Origin of the sequence: Marinobacter mangrovi, assembly GCF_016798325.1 — a bacterium.
Lineage (GTDB): Bacteria > Pseudomonadota > Gammaproteobacteria > Pseudomonadales > Oleiphilaceae > Marinobacter_A > Marinobacter_A mangrovi.
On the sequence record NZ_JAERVO010000002.1, the window covers coordinates 352,787 to 371,924 of the forward strand.

Annotated in this window: 18 protein-coding genes; 10 read left to right on the top strand and 8 right to left on the bottom strand. The window is 62.2% G+C overall.

What is annotated here, in order from left to right; genetic code table 11:
• Positions 1-74 precede the first annotated feature (74 nt).
• Positions 75-1,142 (bottom strand): YeiH family protein, encoded by a 1,068-nt coding sequence (locus JL474_RS07590; RefSeq protein ID WP_203141582.1) that lies wholly within the window; start codon positions 1,140-1,142, stop codon positions 75-77.
• Between the two features lie 105 nt (positions 1,143-1,247).
• Between JL474_RS07590 and JL474_RS07595 the strand changes: the two genes are divergently transcribed.
• A complete protein-coding gene (locus JL474_RS07595; protein WP_203141583.1) occupies positions 1,248-2,156 on the top strand; it encodes a LysR family transcriptional regulator in 909 nt (302 codons plus the stop codon).
• Here the strand turns inward: JL474_RS07595 and JL474_RS07600 are convergent.
• A complete protein-coding gene (locus JL474_RS07600) occupies positions 2,139-3,113 on the bottom strand; it encodes a GlxA family transcriptional regulator (protein ID WP_203141584.1) in 975 nt (324 codons plus the stop codon). The genes JL474_RS07595 and JL474_RS07600 overlap by 18 nt on opposite strands.
• 125 nt (positions 3,114-3,238) lie before the next feature.
• Between JL474_RS07600 and JL474_RS07605 the strand changes: the two genes are divergently transcribed.
• The 5 genes from JL474_RS07605 to JL474_RS07625 all read left to right on the top strand — a co-directional run bounded on the left by JL474_RS07605 (position 3,239) and on the right by JL474_RS07625 (position 8,285).
• Positions 3,239-5,044 carry an acyl-CoA dehydrogenase gene (locus JL474_RS07605; RefSeq protein WP_203141585.1) on the top strand — a complete coding sequence of 602 codons (1,806 nt, stop codon included), beginning with the start codon at positions 3,239-3,241 and terminating at the stop codon, positions 5,042-5,044.
• Positions 5,045-5,172: 128 nt separating this feature from the next.
• The gene (locus JL474_RS07610) at positions 5,173-5,415 is read left to right on the top strand and encodes a hypothetical protein (protein ID WP_123632735.1); all 243 of its coding nucleotides are present in this window, start codon (positions 5,173-5,175) and stop codon (positions 5,413-5,415) included.
• Between the two features lie 217 nt (positions 5,416-5,632).
• The gene (locus tag JL474_RS07615; RefSeq protein WP_123632734.1) at positions 5,633-5,950 is read left to right on the top strand and encodes a hypothetical protein; all 318 of its coding nucleotides are present in this window, start codon (positions 5,633-5,635) and stop codon (positions 5,948-5,950) included.
• A gap of 190 nt (positions 5,951-6,140) precedes the next feature.
• On the top strand, positions 6,141-6,545 hold the full coding sequence (locus JL474_RS07620; protein WP_203141586.1) for a hypothetical protein: 405 nt from the start codon (positions 6,141-6,143) through the stop codon (positions 6,543-6,545).
• Positions 6,546-6,653: 108 nt separating this feature from the next.
• Positions 6,654-8,285, top strand: a complete 1,632-nt coding sequence (locus tag JL474_RS07625; RefSeq protein WP_203141587.1) for a methyl-accepting chemotaxis protein — start codon at positions 6,654-6,656, stop codon at positions 8,283-8,285.
• On the opposite strand, the gene JL474_RS07630 is transcribed toward JL474_RS07625, so the two are convergent.
• Positions 8,282-9,190, bottom strand: coding sequence for a LysR family transcriptional regulator ArgP (locus tag JL474_RS07630; RefSeq protein WP_203141588.1), 909 nt, complete (start codon positions 9,188-9,190; stop codon positions 8,282-8,284). The two genes, JL474_RS07625 and JL474_RS07630, sit on opposite strands and share 4 nt — an antisense overlap.
• A gap of 88 nt (positions 9,191-9,278) precedes the next feature.
• Between JL474_RS07630 and JL474_RS07635 the strand changes: the two genes are divergently transcribed.
• On the top strand, positions 9,279-9,911 hold the full coding sequence (locus JL474_RS07635; RefSeq protein WP_203141589.1) for a LysE/ArgO family amino acid transporter: 633 nt from the start codon (positions 9,279-9,281) through the stop codon (positions 9,909-9,911).
• 49 nt (positions 9,912-9,960) lie between these two features.
• Positions 9,961-10,323 carry a DUF4870 family protein gene (locus JL474_RS07640; protein ID WP_123632729.1) on the top strand — a complete coding sequence of 121 codons (363 nt, stop codon included), beginning with the start codon at positions 9,961-9,963 and terminating at the stop codon, positions 10,321-10,323.
• Positions 10,324-10,363: 40 nt separating this feature from the next.
• On the opposite strand, the gene JL474_RS07645 is transcribed toward JL474_RS07640, so the two are convergent.
• Complete coding sequence (locus tag JL474_RS07645) at positions 10,364-10,684, bottom strand: DUF6316 family protein (RefSeq protein WP_203141590.1); 321 nt, start codon at positions 10,682-10,684, stop codon at positions 10,364-10,366.
• A 795-nt stretch (positions 10,685-11,479) separates the two neighbouring features.
• Between JL474_RS07645 and JL474_RS07650 the strand changes: the two genes are divergently transcribed.
• Both JL474_RS07650 and JL474_RS21770 read left to right on the top strand, forming a co-directional pair.
• Complete coding sequence (locus JL474_RS07650) at positions 11,480-12,484, top strand: OmpA family protein (protein ID WP_203141591.1); 1,005 nt, start codon at positions 11,480-11,482, stop codon at positions 12,482-12,484.
• Positions 12,485-12,504: 20 nt separating this feature from the next.
• Positions 12,505-13,992, top strand: coding sequence for a thrombospondin type 3 repeat-containing protein (locus JL474_RS21770; RefSeq protein ID WP_236012105.1), 1,488 nt, complete (start codon positions 12,505-12,507; stop codon positions 13,990-13,992).
• Between the two features lie 89 nt (positions 13,993-14,081).
• On the opposite strand, the gene JL474_RS07675 is transcribed toward JL474_RS21770, so the two are convergent.
• The 4 genes from JL474_RS07675 to JL474_RS07690 all read right to left on the bottom strand — a co-directional run bounded on the left by JL474_RS07675 (position 14,082) and on the right by JL474_RS07690 (position 19,036).
• On the bottom strand, positions 14,082-15,389 hold the full coding sequence (locus tag JL474_RS07675; protein WP_203141592.1) for an MFS transporter: 1,308 nt from the start codon (positions 15,387-15,389) through the stop codon (positions 14,082-14,084).
• Between the two features lie 85 nt (positions 15,390-15,474).
• Positions 15,475-16,578 (bottom strand): DUF1513 domain-containing protein, encoded by a 1,104-nt coding sequence (locus JL474_RS07680; RefSeq protein WP_203141593.1) that lies wholly within the window; start codon positions 16,576-16,578, stop codon positions 15,475-15,477.
• 3 nt (positions 16,579-16,581) lie between these two features.
• Complete coding sequence (locus JL474_RS07685) at positions 16,582-17,616, bottom strand: imelysin family protein (protein WP_203141594.1); 1,035 nt, start codon at positions 17,614-17,616, stop codon at positions 16,582-16,584.
• Between the two features lie 16 nt (positions 17,617-17,632).
• Positions 17,633-19,036 carry a di-heme oxidoreductase family protein gene (locus JL474_RS07690; protein WP_203141595.1) on the bottom strand — a complete coding sequence of 468 codons (1,404 nt, stop codon included), beginning with the start codon at positions 19,034-19,036 and terminating at the stop codon, positions 17,633-17,635.
• Between the last annotated feature and the right edge of the window lie 102 nt (positions 19,037-19,138).

Genomic DNA, 19,138 nt, shown 5'->3' on the forward strand with positions numbered 1-19,138 from the left:
CGATCGCGACGCATACTACCCATTCTTGCGGGCGGGCGCCATACAAACCGGATGGTTCCGGGCTTGTGTGGCCCTTATGACAGGGCGGAAATGGCCAGGTTTATGCCGTACCCTGCGACCACCAGGAAGCCAAACAGCAGACCGCTCAATAACAGCGGCCGTACCCCCGCCTGACGCACCGCCCCGATGTGGGTGCGCAGTCCCAGAGCGGTCATGGCCATGGTCAGCAGTACCGTATCCAGCGCAATCAAACCATTGACGAGCTCTGCCGGCACCACGTGGATTGAGTTGAGAGCGCTGATGGCCAGGAAAATGACCGCAAACCAGGGAATGCCCAGACCGGCTCTGGTTTGATCGCCGTGTTGCTGGTGCCGCCGCAACCACTGGCCCAGCAACAGCAGGAACGGCGCCAGCATCATCACCCGCAACATCTTTTCGATCACCGCGGTATTGCCGGCGGCCGGGCTGATGGCGTTGCCTGCCGCGACCACCTGCGCCACTTCATGGACGGTGGAACCCACATAAAGTCCGTACGCGTGCTCGGACAGGCCCAGCCAGGGGTAGATCGCCGGGTAGAGGAACATTCCCAGTGTTCCGAAGACGACGACCGTTGCCACGGCTACCGAAACCTTGTGCGATTGGGCGCGGACCACCGGCTCGGCCGCCATAATGGCCGCGGCCCCGCAGATCGAGCTGCCGGCACCGATCAGGATAGCGGTTTCCCGATCCAGACCCAGCAGGCGGCGCCCCAGGAGCAGGGCGAGCATGAACGTGAGCGTCAGGGTCGCCACGTCGGTCAAAACCCCGCTCCAGCCCACGGCGGCAATCGCCTGAAACGTGATGCGGAAGCCGTAGAGAATAATCCCGAGTCGAAGCAGGCTATTCTTGGAAAAGTCCACGCCGGCTGCGGTTTCGTGGGCGATGCGGGGAAAGACGGTGTTGCCCAGGACAATCCCGAGGACGACCCCGATCGTCAGCGGGCTGAGACCATGGGTCGCCACCCAGGGCTTATGAGCCAGCCACAGGCTGATCACAGCCACCGCCAGAACCAGGATCACACCCAGTCGGAACTCGCGATGGCGAAGCCCGGGCAGGGGGTTGTGGGGTGTCGTCAGCAGGGCGTGCGTCAATCGACCCATCATGGCCGTGTCCTCCGAAGTGGTCTCGATGTTAAGGACACGGTAGGGTTTGCTTATAAATAAAACGAATATATAGTTTTCATTTTGGAATAACTTCAGGTTATGGCCATGAATCTGCACCTGCTACGCATCTTCTTCAACGTGGCCCGTGAGGGCAGTTTTTCGCGAGCGGCGGAGGCCCTTCACATCAGTCAGCCGGCCGTGTCCAAGGGCGTGCGCGAACTGGAACATCAGCTGGACGTGGCCCTTGTTGAGCGCGCACAACGCCAGGGCGGCGCAAAATCGCGGGTGATGCTGACGCCGATCGGCGAGGTGTTGTTCGAGCATGCCCGGGGCATTTTTGCCCTGGAGAAAGCGGCCATCGACGATATCCACGCCCGGATTGGCCTGCGCAAGGGCGCGCTGGTGGTGGGGGCCAGCACGACGATTGCCGGCTACTGGCTGGGTCCTTACCTGGCGCTGTTTGCCGATGCCTGGCCGGACATCGCCATCGAAGTGCGGGCGGGCAATACGGAATCGGTCAGTCGCTGGCTGATTGACTGCGAAGTGGATGTGGCCCTGGTGGAGGGCGCGGTCGCCGACGAACGCCTGGAGAGTCGCCACTGGCAGGACGATGCCCTGGTCATTATCGGGCCGCCGGATTGGGAGCAGAGCCTGTCCGGATCGTCTTTGGACGCGTTGAACGGCGAACGCTGGGTCATGCGTGAACCCGGGTCCGGAACCCGGGAAGTGGCCCGGCAGATGATGGCGGATCTGAAGATCGCACCGGCGTCCCTGATGGAAGCCGGCAGCAACGAAGCGATTGCCCGGTCGGTCGCCTGTGGCGCTGGGTTGGCGATTTTGCCACGGGTCGTGGCCGCCGACCTTCTGGAGCTCGGTCGCGTCACGTTGATCGAGCCGCCGGCGATGCCGGCCCTGTCCCGGCCCCTGTATCAACTGTTCCACCGGGACCGTCGCCTATCGCCCGCTGCGGGACGTTTCGTGGATTTCCTGGAAGGCTCAACGGCCGAGTCGTGACCGGTACGCATTGGGGGACAGCCCGGTGCTGTCCTTGAACAGCCGGGAAAAAGAACTGACGTCCTCATAGCCCACCGCCTGGGTAATTTGCTCCACCGATCGCGCGGTGGTTTCCAGCAAGTGGCGGGCGGATTCGACTCGTAACAGCTGTAAATAGCGATGGGGTGTTTCGCCGGTCGCCGCCTTGAACCGGCGCAGCAGCGAGCGGGTGCTCAGTCCCGACTGATGCGCCATATCCTCCATGCTCAGCGGGTGGGTGAAGCGGCCATCGAGCCAGTCCTGCAGCGCCAGGATGGTGTCGTCCTGGTGATAACGCCGGATCTGCAGAGCCGCATACGGCGCCTGGCTGCGTCGGCCCGCATCCACCACAAACGCCTTGGCCAGTTCGCGGGCGACCTGTGCGCCGGCATAACGCTCGATCAGCAGGATACCCAGATCCCACCAGGCGGTTCCGCCCCCGGCGCAGGCAATCGGGCCATCCACTGTGACCAGCTGTTCCGGCACGCAATCCACGTTGGGGTAGCGTTGCCGGAACAGCGGGCTGAATCCCCAGTGAGTGGTGGCCTTGCGCCCATCCAGCAGACCCGCTTCGGCCAACAGGAAGGCGCCGGTACAGTTGCTGGCGATCGATTTGCCCTGATCGGCCTGCTGTCGCAGCCAGTCGAGCAGGGGACCTGCCTGTTCCAGCGTCTCCTCGATCGGGCCGCCGATGGTCGGCACCAGGATCAGATCCCCGGGGTCGGCATCGGCCAGGCTGCCGTGGGCCAGTAGCGCGATACCGTTCAGGCACTGGCAGGGGCCGCCGTCACTGGTCAGCAGGCGGACTTCAAAACGGCGTTCCGGACGCTCGCCCTGAATCCGCGCCCAGGTGACGCCGGCCAACTGGAACAGGTCGATCATGCCGGTGATGGTGCTGGCAAGGGCGCCGGGAAAACCGACGATGGAGACACGCTGCATGTGGCTTGAGTCGCTCTCGGATAGGATTGGCGATTTTCGCCAAGATTGTGTCAGAAATGACGGTTTTCACCAATGCCGGGGTGTGACACCCTTTGCGCTATTTCCCAACAAAGGCAACAACCACCATGACCGATACGCTGATTAACCGACGCGATCTGGACTTCCTGCTGTACGACGTGATGGATACGGCGTCGCTGAGTGAGCGGGAACGGTTCAATGAGCATTCCCGCGAGACCTTTGACGCGGTCATCGAAACCGCCGATCGCATGGCCCGGGAAAAGTTCGCGCCGCACAACAGCCAGGCGGACAAGGACGAGCCCCGGTTCGTGAACGGGCAGGTGGAGATGTTGCCGGAAGTGAAAGAGGCGTTTAAGGCCTACGCCGAAGCCGGCTTCATTGCCGGACGTTTCGACTACGACCTGGGCGGGATGCAGCTGCCGGAGTCGGTGATGGCCGCCTGCAACGGCTTCTTTACGGCCGCCAATCCGGGCACCGCGGGTTACCCCTTCCTGACCACCGCCGCCGCCAACCTGATCAAGGTGTTTGGCTCGGAGGAACAGAAGGCGAAATACCTGCCGCCGATGCTGGACGGCCGCTACACCGGCACCATGGCGCTGACCGAGCCTCACGCGGGCTCGTCCCTGAGCGATATCCGCACCACCGCATCACCGACCGACGACGGCCACTACCTGATCAAGGGCGCCAAGATCTACATCTCCGGCGGTGAGCAGTCCATCAGCGACAACATCGTTCACCTGGTGCTCGCCAAGATCAAGGGCGCGCCTCCGGGCGTCAAGGGCATCTCGCTGTTCATCGTGCCCAAATTCCTGACCGACGATCAGGGTGACGTGACCGGTCGCAACGGCGTGGCGCTGGCGGGTCTGATTCACAAGCTGGGTTATCGCGGCACCACCTCCACCGCGCTGAGCTTTGGCGACGATGCGCCCTGTCACGGCTATCTGGTGGGCGAGGCACACCAGGGCCTGAAGTACATGTTCCAGATGATGAACGAAGCCCGGCTGGGTGTGGGCTTTGGGGCGGCGGTGATCGGCTATCGTGGCTACCTGCACAGTCTGGAGTACGCGAAGGATCGGCTGCAGGGTCGCAAACCGTCCGATCCCGATCCCACCAAACCGCCGGTGCCGATCATCGAACACGCCGACGTGCGCCGCATGCTGCTGGCCCAGAAAGCCTATGTCGAGGGCGGGCTGGCACTGTGCCTGTATGGCGCGCGCCTGGTGGATGACCAGAACTCCCACCCGGATGCCACGGCTCGCGAAGAAGCCGGCAAGTTGCTCGACCTGCTGACCCCGGTGATGAAGGCCTGGCCGTCGGAATACGGGCCCAAGGCCAATGACCTGGCGATCCAGGTCTACGGCGGCGCCGGCTACACCCGGGAATACCCGGTTGAGCAGTGCTGGCGGGATAACCGTCTCAACCCGATCCATGAGGGCACCAACGGCATCCAGGCGCTGGATCTGCTTGGCCGCAAGATCTGGCAGGATCGCAGCCACGGACTGCAGCTGATGATGCAGCGCCTCCAGGTGGACCTGGAAGCGGCCACCACCTCGCGCTGCCAGCAGTGGGCGCTGTCGCTGAGCGAGACCCTGCAGCGGGCGGTGAAAGTGACCCAGGATCTGGGCGCGGCCCTGCAAAAGGAAAGCCCGGATCGCGTGCTGGCCAACGCGTCCTGTTACCTGCACCTGTTCGGCCATATCTCCGTGGCCTGGATGTGGCTGCGTCAGGCCAACGTGGCGGAAGCCCGTCTGGCAGACACCGGCATCGCCGAAGCGGACCGCAACTTCCTGGAAGGGAAGCTGCAGGCGGCCCAGTACTTCTTCCACTGGGAGTTGCCGACCGTCGCCCAGGACATCGTGTTGCTGCAGAATCGCGACGATACCTGCCTGGAAATGCGCGGGGAATGGTTCTGAGCATCGGGTGCTCCCGAGCCGCCGACCGCCCGGTTGGCTAAAAGTGCCATCCTGAACCAGACTGAAAGGTGTCCATTTGGACATCTTTCAGCACGTTCCCCGAGTCCTGGTCTGGATGAGAATGCTCCATGAGCCATGCCTACAAACCGATCGATTGTGCCTTCCACGATGCCTTGCTTGAGGCGGCCACCCTGCGCCGTCTGGTCGAGATTGTGTTCCGGGATGAAGCCGGGCAGATACAAACCTTCCATGACCGTATCCGGGACGTCTTTACCCGGGCGGGAGAAGAGTTCCTGGTGCTTGAGCGCGGTCAGATGATCCGGCTTGATCACCTGCTCCTTGTGGATGGACGCCCCGCCAACGGCGTCTGAAATCGCGGCGTTTCCCCCTTGAATTTTCGGGCGCCTTTCGGCGTTCTCGGAGGGTCTCCGTAACGGCCGATCGGGGCGTCATATCTTTCCTAACGTTTTGTCATAGTTAAAAAAAGCGTAATCGTCCGTTTATTGTGCTGACGTGCCGCTGGCCCCTACACTGCACGGGCAGTCAAACGATCGTTTGGAATCCAAATTTTTGCTGAGGGAAAGCAATATGAAGAAGCTGATCGCAGGTACGTTTGCCGTCATCATGGGCCTGACACTGGCTGGTTGCAGTGATGATGATTCGGCCGCTGAGAACATGCAGGAATCCGCAGAACAGGCTGCCGATAACGCTGGCGACATGATGGACGATGCCGGCGATTCCATGGAAGAAACCTATGAAGACGCGACTGGCCAGAGCGACAGTGCGTGGGAAAACACCAAGGAAGGTGCTGAGGAAGCCGGTGAAGCCGTTGAAAACGCAGCTGAAGACACCGCGGACGCTGCTGAAGAAGGCTACGACGACACCAAGGATGCCATGAGCAACTGATCCGGTCGTGTCGCTTGCGGGATGGTCTCCCCGGTGCTTTGATGGCAGCAATGCCAAAAGGAGATGCACCATGGCGACCATCCCGGTTGTTTTGCGCAGACGATCAGTCACAACCGATCGTCTGCCAGGAATCCTGCTGGCGCTCGTCCTGACTGCGCTGGCGGGCTGTTCCCTCCAACCTTTACCCCCCATGGCTCTGGATAAGGGTGCCCAACCGGTCCCCGAAACGGCACGGACGTTTGTAACCGAAACCCGACCGGCTCCCGGCCGCAGTCGTTTGCTGGATCGTGTCGAAAGTGAGGTCCTGCGACAGATGCAGGCACTGGGATACCGACCGGCCGACAAAGTGCCGGACTTGCGGGTGGGGATTCGCATCGATCGCACCGATGCCATCATACCGGTCATGGACACCGTCGAATCCGGGCGCCTGACCCTGGTGCTCTACAGCGGAGACGAGGTGCTTCGCACCGGCCGCTCCCCCAATCTCAACAGCATTGACCTGGACTTCATGAGCGACGACGAGATCGCCGCGCGCGTCAGCCTTTTCCTGGCCGGGATACAATCTGTTGCACCGGTCCCTGCAAAAAACAACTAAAGTACAAGTGACCTCCTGTGCCGTGTTGGTAGGCTTGGGGCAACGTCAAGAACAATAAACTGGATCGCAATCTGAGAGCGATTCGCTGTATTCAGAGGCTGGGGTTCCATGAAACTGATTGGTCGTCCGGCGGTGGTTCTCGCACTGCTCGCTGTTGTCTTGCTGGCGCTTGCCGGCTATTTCACAGGGCTGGATCTGACGGCGTTGCTGATCGGCCTGATCCTGGGATTGTCGGTCGCTACGCTGATCATCGTGGTGCGGGTGCTGGACCCGCTGGAACAGGGCCTCGCTCGTCTGGAGGCCGGCGAAACACCGGCGCCGCAGAACCCGGTTGCGCGGCTTTGCCCCTCGCTGATGGGGCGCGGGAGTGGCGGTGAGCTGATTCGTTCGTTGACCGCCGGTGCCGATGCCAATGCCATCTCCGCGGCGGAAGTGTCCTTTGCCGCCGACCATCTGAAGGCCCGCCTCGACCGTCAGGTGGAGGAAACCGGCCAGATGGCGGATTACGCCGGCCAGATCACCGCCACCGTCAAGCAATCTGCCGAGCAGGCCTCCCAGGCCGCGAGCATGTCCCGCCAGGTCAGTGACCTGAGCGCCCGTGGGCGTGAGGCGTTGTCCGGCGCCATCGACGAGGTGCGTCGGGTGCACGAGCAGTCCGCCGAAACCCTGCGCCAGATCCAGGAACTGAATGACAAATCGGAAAAAATCCAGGGTGTGACCAGCGTGATTCAGGGGATCGCCGAGCAGACCAACCTCCTGGCCCTGAACGCTGCCATAGAAGCGGCCCGGGCCGGCGATCAGGGCCGCGGCTTCGCCGTGGTGGCGGATGAAGTCCGTCAGCTGGCTGGCCGCACGTCACAGGCCACGGATGAGGTGGCCGAAACTCTGCAGGCCATCCGTGTCGACACCGGGTTGATCGTGCAGCAGATCGAGAACCTGGCGCAAAGCATCGAAAATGGACTGGAGTCCGTGGAGAACGTTGGTGAACGTCTGAATGAAATCCGCGCCCAGACCGAGCAGGTAGAACAGCAGGTGGCCAGTATTGCCGAAGGCGACCAGCACAACGAAGAAAGCCTGCAGCAGATGTTCCAGGCTATCGAAACGCTGCGGGACGAAATGACGGAAAGCGATACGGCCGTGCAGGGGCTGGCGCAGCAGGCGTCACGCCTGATGGACATCGCCGAGAACGCCAACGCCGCGTTTGCCCTGAACAGTGATGAGAGCTATCACCGCCAATTTTACGAGAAAGCCCGGGAAGGCGCTGATCGTATTGGCGAGTTGTTCGAGCAGGCTCTGAAAGACGGTTCGCTGACCGAATCCCAGTTATTCGACAGCCGGAGGGAGCCTATCCCCAACACCAATCCCCAGAAGTACCACTGCGGATTCGATCGCTTTACCGATCGTCACCTTCACGCCATTCAGGAGCCGGTCAAGCAGGCTCATGAATCGCTGGTGTTTGCCATCGCTACGGCTCCGGATGGTTACGTACCCACGCATAACCGTGACTTCGCCCACGAACCGACCGGAAAGCCCAGCGTCGATCTGGTGAAGAGCCGCAGCAAACGCCTGTTCAACGACCGGACCGGTGCCCGGTGCGGCAGTCACACCCAGGACATGCTGCTGCAAACCTACCGACGCGATACCGGAGAGATCATGCACGACCTCTCCGTCCCCATCTACGTCAAGGGCCGCCACTGGGGTGGTTTCCGGTTGGGCTACCGGCCTCGCGAACAACACTAACGATGATGGCCGGGTTGCAACAGGCGCTGCGCGGCCATCTCGATGCGACGGGTCAGGCGCTCCATGAAATCTCCGCCGTGGCGCCAGTAGTGCCAATAAAGGGGCACCGTCACGGTCGTGCCGGGTGAGAGGTCCACCAGCGCGCCCTCCGGGACTTTCAGCGTCGTGTCGTGGTTGCTCATCATGTTGTCGGGGATCATCCCGTAGCCCATGCCGGCCATGGCGAGGCGAATAAAGCCTTCCGAAGACGGGCACAGGTGATAGGGGAAGCGGCCGTGGTAGCCGCACTCGGCCAGGAAACGGTGCTGCAGTTGATCGTGGGGCCCGAAGACGATGGCCGGCGCTTCCTTGAAGGCGGCGGCCGTGAGGCCGTCCGGGAAGTAGCGGCGGACGTAGTCGTCTCTGGCCCAGGCTCGATAGGGCACATCGCCCAGCGCAATGCAGCGCCCGCCGGCCACCGGCTGGTCGCTGCTGCACAAACAGGCGGCCACATCCCCCTCGCGCATGCGACGCAAACCCACATCCTGGTCTTCCACCACCATGTCGAGCAGCAGCCCCTCCTCCTGACAGAAGGCGCCGACGGCCTCTCCCCACCAGGTGGCCAGGCTGTCGGCGTTCAGGGCAATGCGCAGGCGGGTGCGATCTTCCGACAGTTCCGGAATCTGGCGACGCAGGTCGCGTTCGAGTAACTGCACCTGCTGGGCATGGTTGAGCAGGCGCCGGCCGGCGGGCGTGGCCTGCAGGTGAGGGTGGCGGGTCAGTACCGGCTGGCCCAGACGGGATTCGAGCAGCTTGATGCGCTGGGACACCGCCGACTGGGAGAGTCCCAGGGCAATGCCGGCCCGTTCAAAACCGCCGGTTTCAACCACGGTAATCAGTGCTTCCAGGAGTTTGTAGTCGAGCATAAGAAAAAATGATGCAGTATTAGCAATATGATTTTTTAGTATAGCGGCATTCGATTAGCCTTGCTCTGCAACTCAAGGAGAATGTGCCATGTTACAGAGCTACCTCACCGGCCTCGTCGTATGCGGCGGCATCATCATCGCCATCGGTGCCCAGAATGCCTATTTGTTGGGGCAGGCGTTCCGACGCGAGCATCACTGGTCGGCGGCAGCCCTGTGCATGGGGTCGGATGTGGCGTTGTTTACCCTCGGCATGCTGGGCGTGAGTGCGGCCCTGATCGCCTTTCCGTCGGCGCTGGATGTCATGCGCTGGGCGGGCGTGGCCTTCCTGCTGTGGCTATCGATTACGGCGTTTATCCGGGCGGTGCAGGGACGTGGCGGACTGACTGCCGAAGAAACCCGGCGCCGGAGTCTCGGCGCGGTGTTGATGACCACGCTGGCGGTGACCCTGCTGAACCCGCAGGTCTATCTGGATACGCTGCTGCTGATTCCTTCAGTGGGCGCCCAGCAACCGGAACCGGTAGGCTTTGTGGCGGGCGCCTCCAGTGCCTCGATTCTGTGGTTTGCACTGCTGGCATGGGGCGGCTCGGCTTTGGCGCCGGTGCTGGCCCGGCCGATGGCCTGGCGGGTGATCGACAGTGTGATTTCGCTGATGATGCTCGCCATTGCGCTGCACCTGATTTTCAACGGCATCGAACTGCCGGCGACGGGGTCAACTGTCTGACGGATTCCTCTATACTGCGTGGAAAACGGAACCACCTGAGGTAGCGAACTTGACCGACTCCGACTTCCGACCCGCCGACTCAGATCCCATTGTCCGCCGTGGCGACTCCGGCCGGAATCTGGCGGTGACTGTCTACATCCTCCAGGCCCTGTCGTTCTTCGTGGGCGGCATCAGCGGCCTGGTGGGCGTCATCATCAACTACGTAAAGATGGACGATGTCGCCCAGACCTGGGTGGAGCCGCACTTCCGCTGGCAGATCAAAACATTCTGGATCGGGCTGGCCGGGAGCGTCATTGGGCTGATCACCCTGCCAATCATCATCGGCTGGTTCATCCTGTTGGGGATTTCCATCTGGGTGATCTACCGGATCGTCAAAGGGGCCCTGGCCTTGAACGACGGCAAGGCACCCTGACGCATCTTATCGATGGCTGTCCAGCGCGCGATCGGAGCACCTAGGCTCCGATCTGCAGGGTCTGGGACAGGATGTGAGCCTCCATGCAAATCGCACAGTTCTGCTTGTCGCAGCTTTCGGGGTCATGGATGTCCATGCCGTGACGCTGGGTGCCGTGATTGCGTCGCAGGACGCCCTGGAACTGTCGGATATGGCGGTTTAACGCCGCGGATGCATCGTCCCGGTTGGTGAACGGGCCCAGATCGATATTCTCCCGGGTGCGGACATACCAGCCGAGAAGCGTGTGCAGGAAACGTTCGCTGCGCAGGGGGGTAATTACCTGTTCGTTAACCGACATGCCGACCTCGCTTTGCTGATCCATTTGTTATCGTCTTATTCCCGGGCACTTGATGTCGGAGGGGGCCGTCCGACTACATGACCGATCCTTCCTGTCAGGGACGTCGCTGACTAGCTGATCGCTTCCCTGTGATGGCAGGCGCCTTACCTATCATCAACAACGTCGGGTTTTATGAATTGGCAGGTGTGACAAACGTCACATTTTTCTCGGTCAATTTACAATTCAACGTTGCCGGGTACGTCCGTTCGAACCCACCGGTTACATTTCTCCCCGCTTTTATCTCCCTGAGTACGCACCCATAGCGACGGCTCGACCGCAATGATAGCGAATAGAGTCAATCGTTTAGCGGCTTTTTGGCCGGCTTTCCAGATTTAATCCAGCGATCCGCAAAATTTGACAATATTTTACGTTTTAAGTTTTTGGTAATTTTGTACCAAAAAGTTACATTTTGTCAGGCAATTAGACATTCCTGCACACCGAACCTGACTTTGATGCCGGCGCAGGTGGTCACATGTGTCATGGCGAATCCGTGCAGACGTTCACTATTTTGCACAACAAGTGCTCACGGATAACCGCTCTCACCGGGGCAGAACCCGTGAACACGAAGAGGCCAGCAGTTGCCTCTTTCACAAGAAGACAGGCAACGGCTTTCGGCCACCGCCACAAGCGGTCGGCGGAACGGACTCTCAGAAACATGCTCCCACGACCGGGTTCGGTCAGTGAGGGGCACCCGACAATAAAAGGGATGAGCCGATGAGACGTCGAATAACTGAAGTACTTGCATGTAGCGCGTTGTGTTCTCTGTTGCCCGGTGGCGCCTTGTTGGCTGCGCCGGTGTCCTCTGACGATGGCCATCGTCAGGAATTTTCCATTCAGGGTGTCTATGTCATCGCCGATGACGACCGGACCGACGAGTACGGCTCGGGCGTGCGCGCGACCTACGGTTTCCAGTTGGACAAACAGCTCTGGCTCGAGCCGCATCTGTTCGCCAACGTGATCGAGACCGGCGATGAGGTGGGTGTCGATGCCTATCAGCAGGGTTTGGGAGCGGACGTGTCCTACCGCTTCCTGACCGACAGCGATCTGGATCCGTTTGTCTTTGCCGGCGGTGGTCTTTCCCGTAACGACGTGGATGGCAACTCCGCCAGTGAGTTTGGTGGATTCGCGAACGTCGGGGTGGGTGTGCTCAGCCCGGCCTTCACCGATAGCGGACTGCGGGTAAGGGCAGACGCCCGCTACCTGTACGACACCTACGATGACGGTTTCCAGGATATTCACCTGTCACTGGGGATCACCATTCCCATTGGCGCCGTCCGCGAGCGCGTTGTCGAGAAAACCGTGGTGGTGGAAAAGACCCGGGTAAAAGAACTGGCGGATTCTGACGGTGACGGCGTTGTCGATGGCGTCGACCAGTGCCCGAACACCCTGAGCGGTCTCGATGTGAATGCCGTGGGTTGTGTGGACTCCGGCCAGACCCAGACCGTCGTACTCAAGGGCGTAACCTTCGAATTCAACTCCGACCGATTGACCGCCAATGCCCGGGACATCCTCCAGCGCGCTGCCAGCGCCCTCAAAGGGCAGCCGGACCTGAGCGTCGAGTTGGCGGGTCACACCGATAACGTGGGCGCTGCCGCCTACAACCAGTCGCTTTCCCAGAACCGCGCTGAGGCCGTCCGGGACTACCTGATCGATCAGGGCGTCCAGGCCGGGCAGGTGACGGCCAAAGGGTATGGCGAATCACGGCCACTGATGTCGAACGACACCGAGGAAGGCCGGGAGCGTAACCGCCGGGTCGAGTTCAACGTGATTTCCGGGAATCAGTAAGGCGACAGGGAGATGTAACCATGAAATACGGAAAAGCGGGATTATTCATCACGTGTTTGTTCAGTCTGCTGATGCTGGTGGGGTGTAATTCCGACAGCAGCAGCGGTGATTACAACTCCGCCGTGGGCGGCGTTGTCGAGCAGAACCCGGGCGACGGGGACGGTGTTGCCGATGACGACGACAACTGCCCGACGATCTTCAACCCGTTGCAGTCCGACGCCGACGGCGATGGCATCGGCGACGCCTGCGATGTGGATTCCGACAACGACGGGCTGAATGATGCCGCCGACAACTGCCCGCTGGTTTCCAATGCCGGACAGACGGACGCAGACAACGACGGCATCGGCGATGCCTGCGATAACAACGACGACGGCGACGGTGATGGCATCGAGGACGTGCTGGATAACTGCCCGGCGATTGCCAATCCGGATCAGGAGAACGCAGACCGGGACTCAAAGGGCGATGCCTGTGACGAGGACCAGGACGGCGATGGCGTCAAGAACGGTCCGGACAACTGTCCGCTGATCGCCAATGCCAGCCAGGCCGACTTTGATGACGACGGCCTCGGCAACGCCTGTGACACCGACGACGACGGTGACGGCTTCAATGACGACGCCGACAACTGCCCCCTGGTGAGCAACGCGGACCAGACGGATAGCGACGGCGACGGCGTCGGCGATGCCTGTCAGGACGACACCGACGAGGACGGCTTGCCGGACGATGCCGACAACTGCCCGGCCATCGCCAATCCTGACCAGGCGGATCTGGACGGCGACGGCATTGGCGACGCTTGCGACGACGATACCGATGGCGACGGCATCAACGACGAGAACGCGCTGGGTCAGCCCAACGACAACTGCCCGCTGGTGCCGAACGCGGACCAGGCCGATACGGACGGTGACGGGATCGGCGACGCCTGCGACCTGATCGACAACGCCGATTACGCCTGCGCCATTTCCGGCGAACCGTTCTCGCCGCTGTTGGCGGAAAACGACGTCACCGCTTCCGCGGACGATTCCGGGTGCCTGCTGGGCGGCCTGTTGGGCGGTTCGACCTGTGGCGTCAACAATGCGGATTACGTGATCGACAGTGATCTGGGTAATTCGGCCACGGTCTACAACACCAACCTGTTGGGCCTGTCGGAAGCCGTACTGCGGGTATCGGACAATTCCGGCTTCGTCTACCCGGGACAGAACGTGCTGGGTGTTTCCATTGCCGAGAGCGCGCAGCTGGTGCAGCTGGACCTGCTGGCGAACAGCTCGCTGATCGTTCGCACATTGCTGGACGGCCAGGTGCAGGAGAGCTCCAACGGCGACCTGGGGGTTGACCTGGATCTGCTGGGTGTTTCCGGCACGCTGGGCGGCAACGAACAGGGCTTCCTGATCTTCCAGACCTCAAAGCCTTTCAACGAGGTGGAAGTGATTAACGGCGGCTTTGGCCTGTTGTCCGCGCTGGACGAATTCAATGTCTTCAGCGTCTGCGCCAGCCGCACGGAGGTTTCAAAGTAGTCAGGCGATCACGCCGCGAGTCGTGTTATCCATGATGTGACGCGCCATTGGGCCGGCCCTGCGCCGGCCCTTTTTTGTGGGGGCTGATTCTACTCCACTTCCCGCAGGCGCACGGCGCTGACGGTGCCGGCCAACCCCATCAACCCCAGAAGCACAATCACCGCGGTGGGTGAAATCAGCGACGCCAGCGCGCTGATCCCGCCGGTGACCAGCAGCAGGAGTCCGATCACGGTATTGCTCACCGAGGTATAGTCGGTGCGCTTGTTGCCGCCGGCCATGTCCACTAGGTAGGTCTTGCGGCCCAGTCGCACGCCGGCATGGGCGATGCTGAGAATAAAGAAGGCGAGGGGATAGAACCAGGCGCTGCGCAAGTCGCCATCGGACAGCAGATTCCAGAACCCGATCACCAGACAGACTGCGCTGGCCAGGGCGGCACCGCGGATCATCACCTGGCGGCTGGACTTGTCGGCCATCCAGCCCCAGACCGTGGCGCTCACCGAGCTGGCCAGGCTGCTGGCCAGCAGGAATCCGCCCAGCAGCCAGCCGTTGTTGCCCTGCTTCTGGGCCAGCAGCACAAAGTAGGGCGATGCCAGGGCCGAACACAGCAGCAGGGCGCGGGTGATGACGAAATGCCGGAATTGCGCATCGTCACGCAACAGCGACAAACTCCGGAACGCTTCCTTCAACGCATGGCCACCGCCACTGGTTTCGCCCGGTTCCTCGTCCACGCCTGCAAACAGCACGCTGGCAACGACCCAGAGCACCGCAGCCAGCACCAACAGGGTGACATAGAAGGTGATGCTCGGATCCGACTGGTTCCAGAACAGCGCGACGGTCAGGGCGACCGTGGCCGAACCGCCGATGGTCGTGGCCAGACCGCCCAGCCGGCCGCGGCGGGTTTTGGGGATGCATTTGCCCTGGACATCCTTCATGGCGACGGAGCAGAACCCCCGGGCCAGGGAAAACAGAATCAGGCAGCCCACCACGCCCAGTCCGGCCAGGGTGTCGTCCAGAAAGGCAACGCTGGCGGCCATGCCCGCGACGCTGAGGGCCTGGCCCAGACTGCCGCCCACCCAGAACCACTTGCGCACCGGCCGGCGCCGTACCCAGGCGCCAATCACCATCTGCGGGATCAGCGAGCCGGACTCCCGGATCGGCACCAGCCAGGCCACCAGTCCCGATGCGCCGACGGCCCCCAGGAGCCAGGCCAGCACGGTCTTGGGGCTGATCAGCAGATCCCCCAGTTTGGTCAGCACCAGGCTGCCCAGGATCAGGAAGAAATTGCGGGGCACCTCACGGCAGGCATCGTCCGAGATGTCCTTGCAGACGCGGGCATCCTCTTCGTTGGCAATCAGGCTGTAGAGCTTTTCGGTAGTATCTCGCTGCAATTCGGCCAAGATCGACTCCGTTCCCGGTTCAAAGGAACGGAATCATAGCAGCCACCCGGCTCACCCGACAGGTCGGCGTCCTTCCGTCGGGCGTTCAGCCGTAGAAGGTGAGGTGGTTGTCCCAGTGGATGTCGAGAGCCGCGAAGGATCGGGCGGACTGGCCGTCTGCCGCGATGCGGTGAAGTGAGCCGTTGCCGGAGGACACGACGAATCCGCCGTCTGGTAGCGCCAGCGCACCGGCCACATCCGGCACTTCGTGATCACCGACCCGCTCGCTGGTTCGATGGTTGATCACCACGACCCGGTCTCCCCGGGGCGCCGTCACCAGGCTGAGCGGACTGACCGGGCTGACCGCCACGCTCGCCACATAGTTGTGCAGGCTGCGTTGCAGTGACTTGGGCAGCGCGATTTCGCTGTAGGTGTCGGTGTTGGAATCGTAGCGGGCAATCAGCGGTCGGGATTCCCAGGTGGGGCCCTGGTATTGATAGCCGGCGATCACAATCCCCTCGGGGCTGATGCCCAGGTGCCGGCAGCTCAGTTGATGATGCGATGGCTTGAACCGTTGGCGGACGTCTCCGGAGTGGCGATCCATCAGCAGCAGGGCCGGTTCCATGGTGTCCGGGTTGAGCTTGATGCGGTCGTAGTCCGGGTGCGTCTTGATGCCGCCCAGGGCCACGACCAGGGTGTTGCCATCCGGGTGGAGCAGCAGTTCATGGGGGCCGATGCCGCCCACCGGCATGTCCCGGACAGCAGCGTAATTTCGCTCGGCATCGTAGACCCGGACGATGCCTTCCCCGGTGTCGTACTGGTTCACGGTGACGTACAGGTAGCGGCTGTCGTGACTGAAGGTGCCGTGCCCGTAGAAGTGATAGCCGTCGCCCGCCGCGATGGTGTGGGCGATCTCGCCCCGCCGGGTATCCACCACGTAGAAGTGGCGACCGGGACGACGGGCAAACAGGATGGCCTGCAGTGTGCCGGGGCGTTCACAACCCCCGTGACAGCGATCCCCGACGGGCAGCTGGAAATGCGTCTGGCCCTGCAGGTCGACCCCTGCAATTCGATGATGGCCCGCTTCGTCGTCCACCGCGCTGAGAATGAGCGGCCCCTGATCCGGGCCGGCAACGGCGAGTCGGCTGCTCAGGCTTCCTACGACCAGGGTGGCCAGGCTGGACTGGAGGAACTGGCGTCGGTTCAGCATGACTCAGTCGCCGTCGCTGGAGTTGAAGCCGCGAGTGATGCCCAGCGCCGGGGCGATCCGGTCCTCGACCACCTGTTCCAGCTGGATCACGTCGATAAACAGCGATTGCAGCTTGCGATACCCTTCATCGGTTTTCAGGAACGGGGCCATCGCATCTGGCAGGTCGTTGGCCTTGGCGAGGGCGCTGTCGGTCTGTTCCAACAGCTTGTCCGCCAGTTCCGGATGGCCCGTGTCGTTCAGGAGCTGGGTCAGCCCGGGCACCATATATTGCTTGAAACCGGCAATGGAAGCGCGCATGGCGGCGACGGAATTTTCGCTGCGCCAGGCGTCTCCCAGGTATTTATTGCGCTTGTGCGGCGGGCGTACGCCCATGGGCGCGGCGAGGCGCTTGTCCTGCAGAATCTCCAGGCCATTGATGGCGGCGGCGACGGTTTTCTCGGTGTATTCGTCCATCGACACGTAGTAGTCGCCGAAGGCCTGCCAGTCGCTGGCGAGTGCATCCGCCGTTCCTGCCAGGTGGGTGCTGATGGTATCAAGCAGATGGCAGGTGTCGGCGGCCGGCAGGGCCCGCTCTCCTTGTTGCATGTCGGCGTCGTACAGCAGGTATTCGATCGCCGGGAAGCCCTGCAGTGCAACGCCGGCCTGGTCGACGAACGCGGCATCCACCGGTTTGTCCTGCTTCAGGGCATAGCTCACCTTGCGGGCGACGAGATTTTTATGGTCGGGCCAGAACTGCAGTTGCCAGGCACGGCTGTTTTGCTCGATGGGGCCGAAATCAACAAAGCGGACCGCCTGCCAGTCGAGGAAAGCGGTTTTCCAGGCGGCTTCGAGCTGCTGCCGGGTATCCGCCGACGGGCTGTCACAGTAATGGGTAGCGGTCTGTTCCAGAACGTGAGCCGAGCTGGCCAGTTGCTGGTAACCCTGGCCGATATCCGTTTTCCATTGCTGGCGGGGCGTGGTGGCCGCCGAGGCCGTCGCGGTAGCCAGGCCCAGGGCGAATGGAATCAGATAGCGTGCGGAACGGGTCAGGGAAAGCATGAACCAGCGTCTCCTGTCAGAGCGAATGAAGGAACTGGAGCAGGGCATCGCGCCTGTCTGCGTCCAGTGAACGGTATTGGTCGGTCGCTGCCTCGGCCTCGCCACCGTGCCAGAGTATGGCTTCCTGGATGGTACGGGCGCGCCCGTCGTGCAGGAAGCCGGCCAGAGGGTTGACGGTCTGGGCAAGACCAATGCCCCACAGCGGCTGGGTACGCCACTCGGTGCCACTGGCCAGGAATTCCCCGCGATGGTCGGCCAGCGCCGGGCCCATGTCGTGCAGCAACAGATCGGTGTAGGGCCAGATGGTCTGCTGGCTCAGATCGGGCCGGTCAGCTACCGTCCCGGTGGTGTGCTTGGGAGTATGGCAGCCAGCGCAGCCGATGTCGTTGAACACCCGGGCGCCTTGCTGCACCGCCGGCTTGTCCATGTCCCGCCGTTCCGGCACCGCCAGACTGGCGGCGTAGAAACCGATGAAACGGGCAATCTTGTCGCTCACTTCCGGCTCGCCACCGTTGGCAAAGCGGTCGCATTGCTGCTCCGGTGAGCAGTCGGTGGCGGGCATAAGGGTGGAGGTCAGCCCCATATCCCCCGCAAAGGCGCCCATGGCCTGTTGCACCAGCGTCGGTTCGCCGGCTTTCCAGCCGAAGCGGCCCATGACGGTCTCTTCTTTCTCTATATCCCAGACCCGGTTGGGGCGACCGGAAATGCCGTCACCGTCCACGTCCTCCGGATCGGCGTAGGCCATTAGCTGCGCTTCCGGCACCGCCGACAGCAAGCCCAGGCCGATCATGGGCGGAGCGACCCGGGGCGAGGTCAGCAGATCCTTCGGCAGCGGGCCATAGTTCGGGTTCTTGATGTGATACACCGGGCGCTGCAGGATGACCGTCGAGCCGTCGGCCAGCGTCTGGGTGATGGGCTCCCAGGTGATGTCGAGATCCGCTTCCGGCTTCTGGCCGGAGATGGCCGCGGTCTGCAGTTGGCCGCCGTAGACCGGGGCCGGCTTCAAACCGATCTTTTTGATGATCTCCGCATCCTTTTTCGGATCCGTTGGCACGGACAATCGCAGAAAGAGCGACACGGAAGTCTCACCCTCGGCCGGCGGATTGCCTCGCCCGTCCTTGAGGTGGCAGCCCTGGCAGGAGTTCGTGTTGAACAGCGGCCCCAGTCCATCGCGGGCCGCGGTGCTTGAGGGCGCTTCTACCCAGGGGTTACGGAAGAAACTGTTGCCTACGCTGAAGTCCAGACGCTTGGTCATGGACAGGTTGCCCTGGGGCATTGAATAGGCGTTGTGGTCGAACTGCTTGACCGAACCGGCGCCACCACTCAGCGGCGTGTCCTGGATGGGCGGTTCGTCGGCAGCGAAGGCGGTGCCCGACAGGAGCAAACTGGTCAATAAGGCAAAACGGCGCGGGGTTGTCATGAAGCGGATACTGTTGTCGTTAAAACGGCAAAAGCCCGGTGTTCGATCGCCGGGCTTTTCGGTGCAGGGAGTCTACCAGAGCCAATGCGAAAGTCATCTATT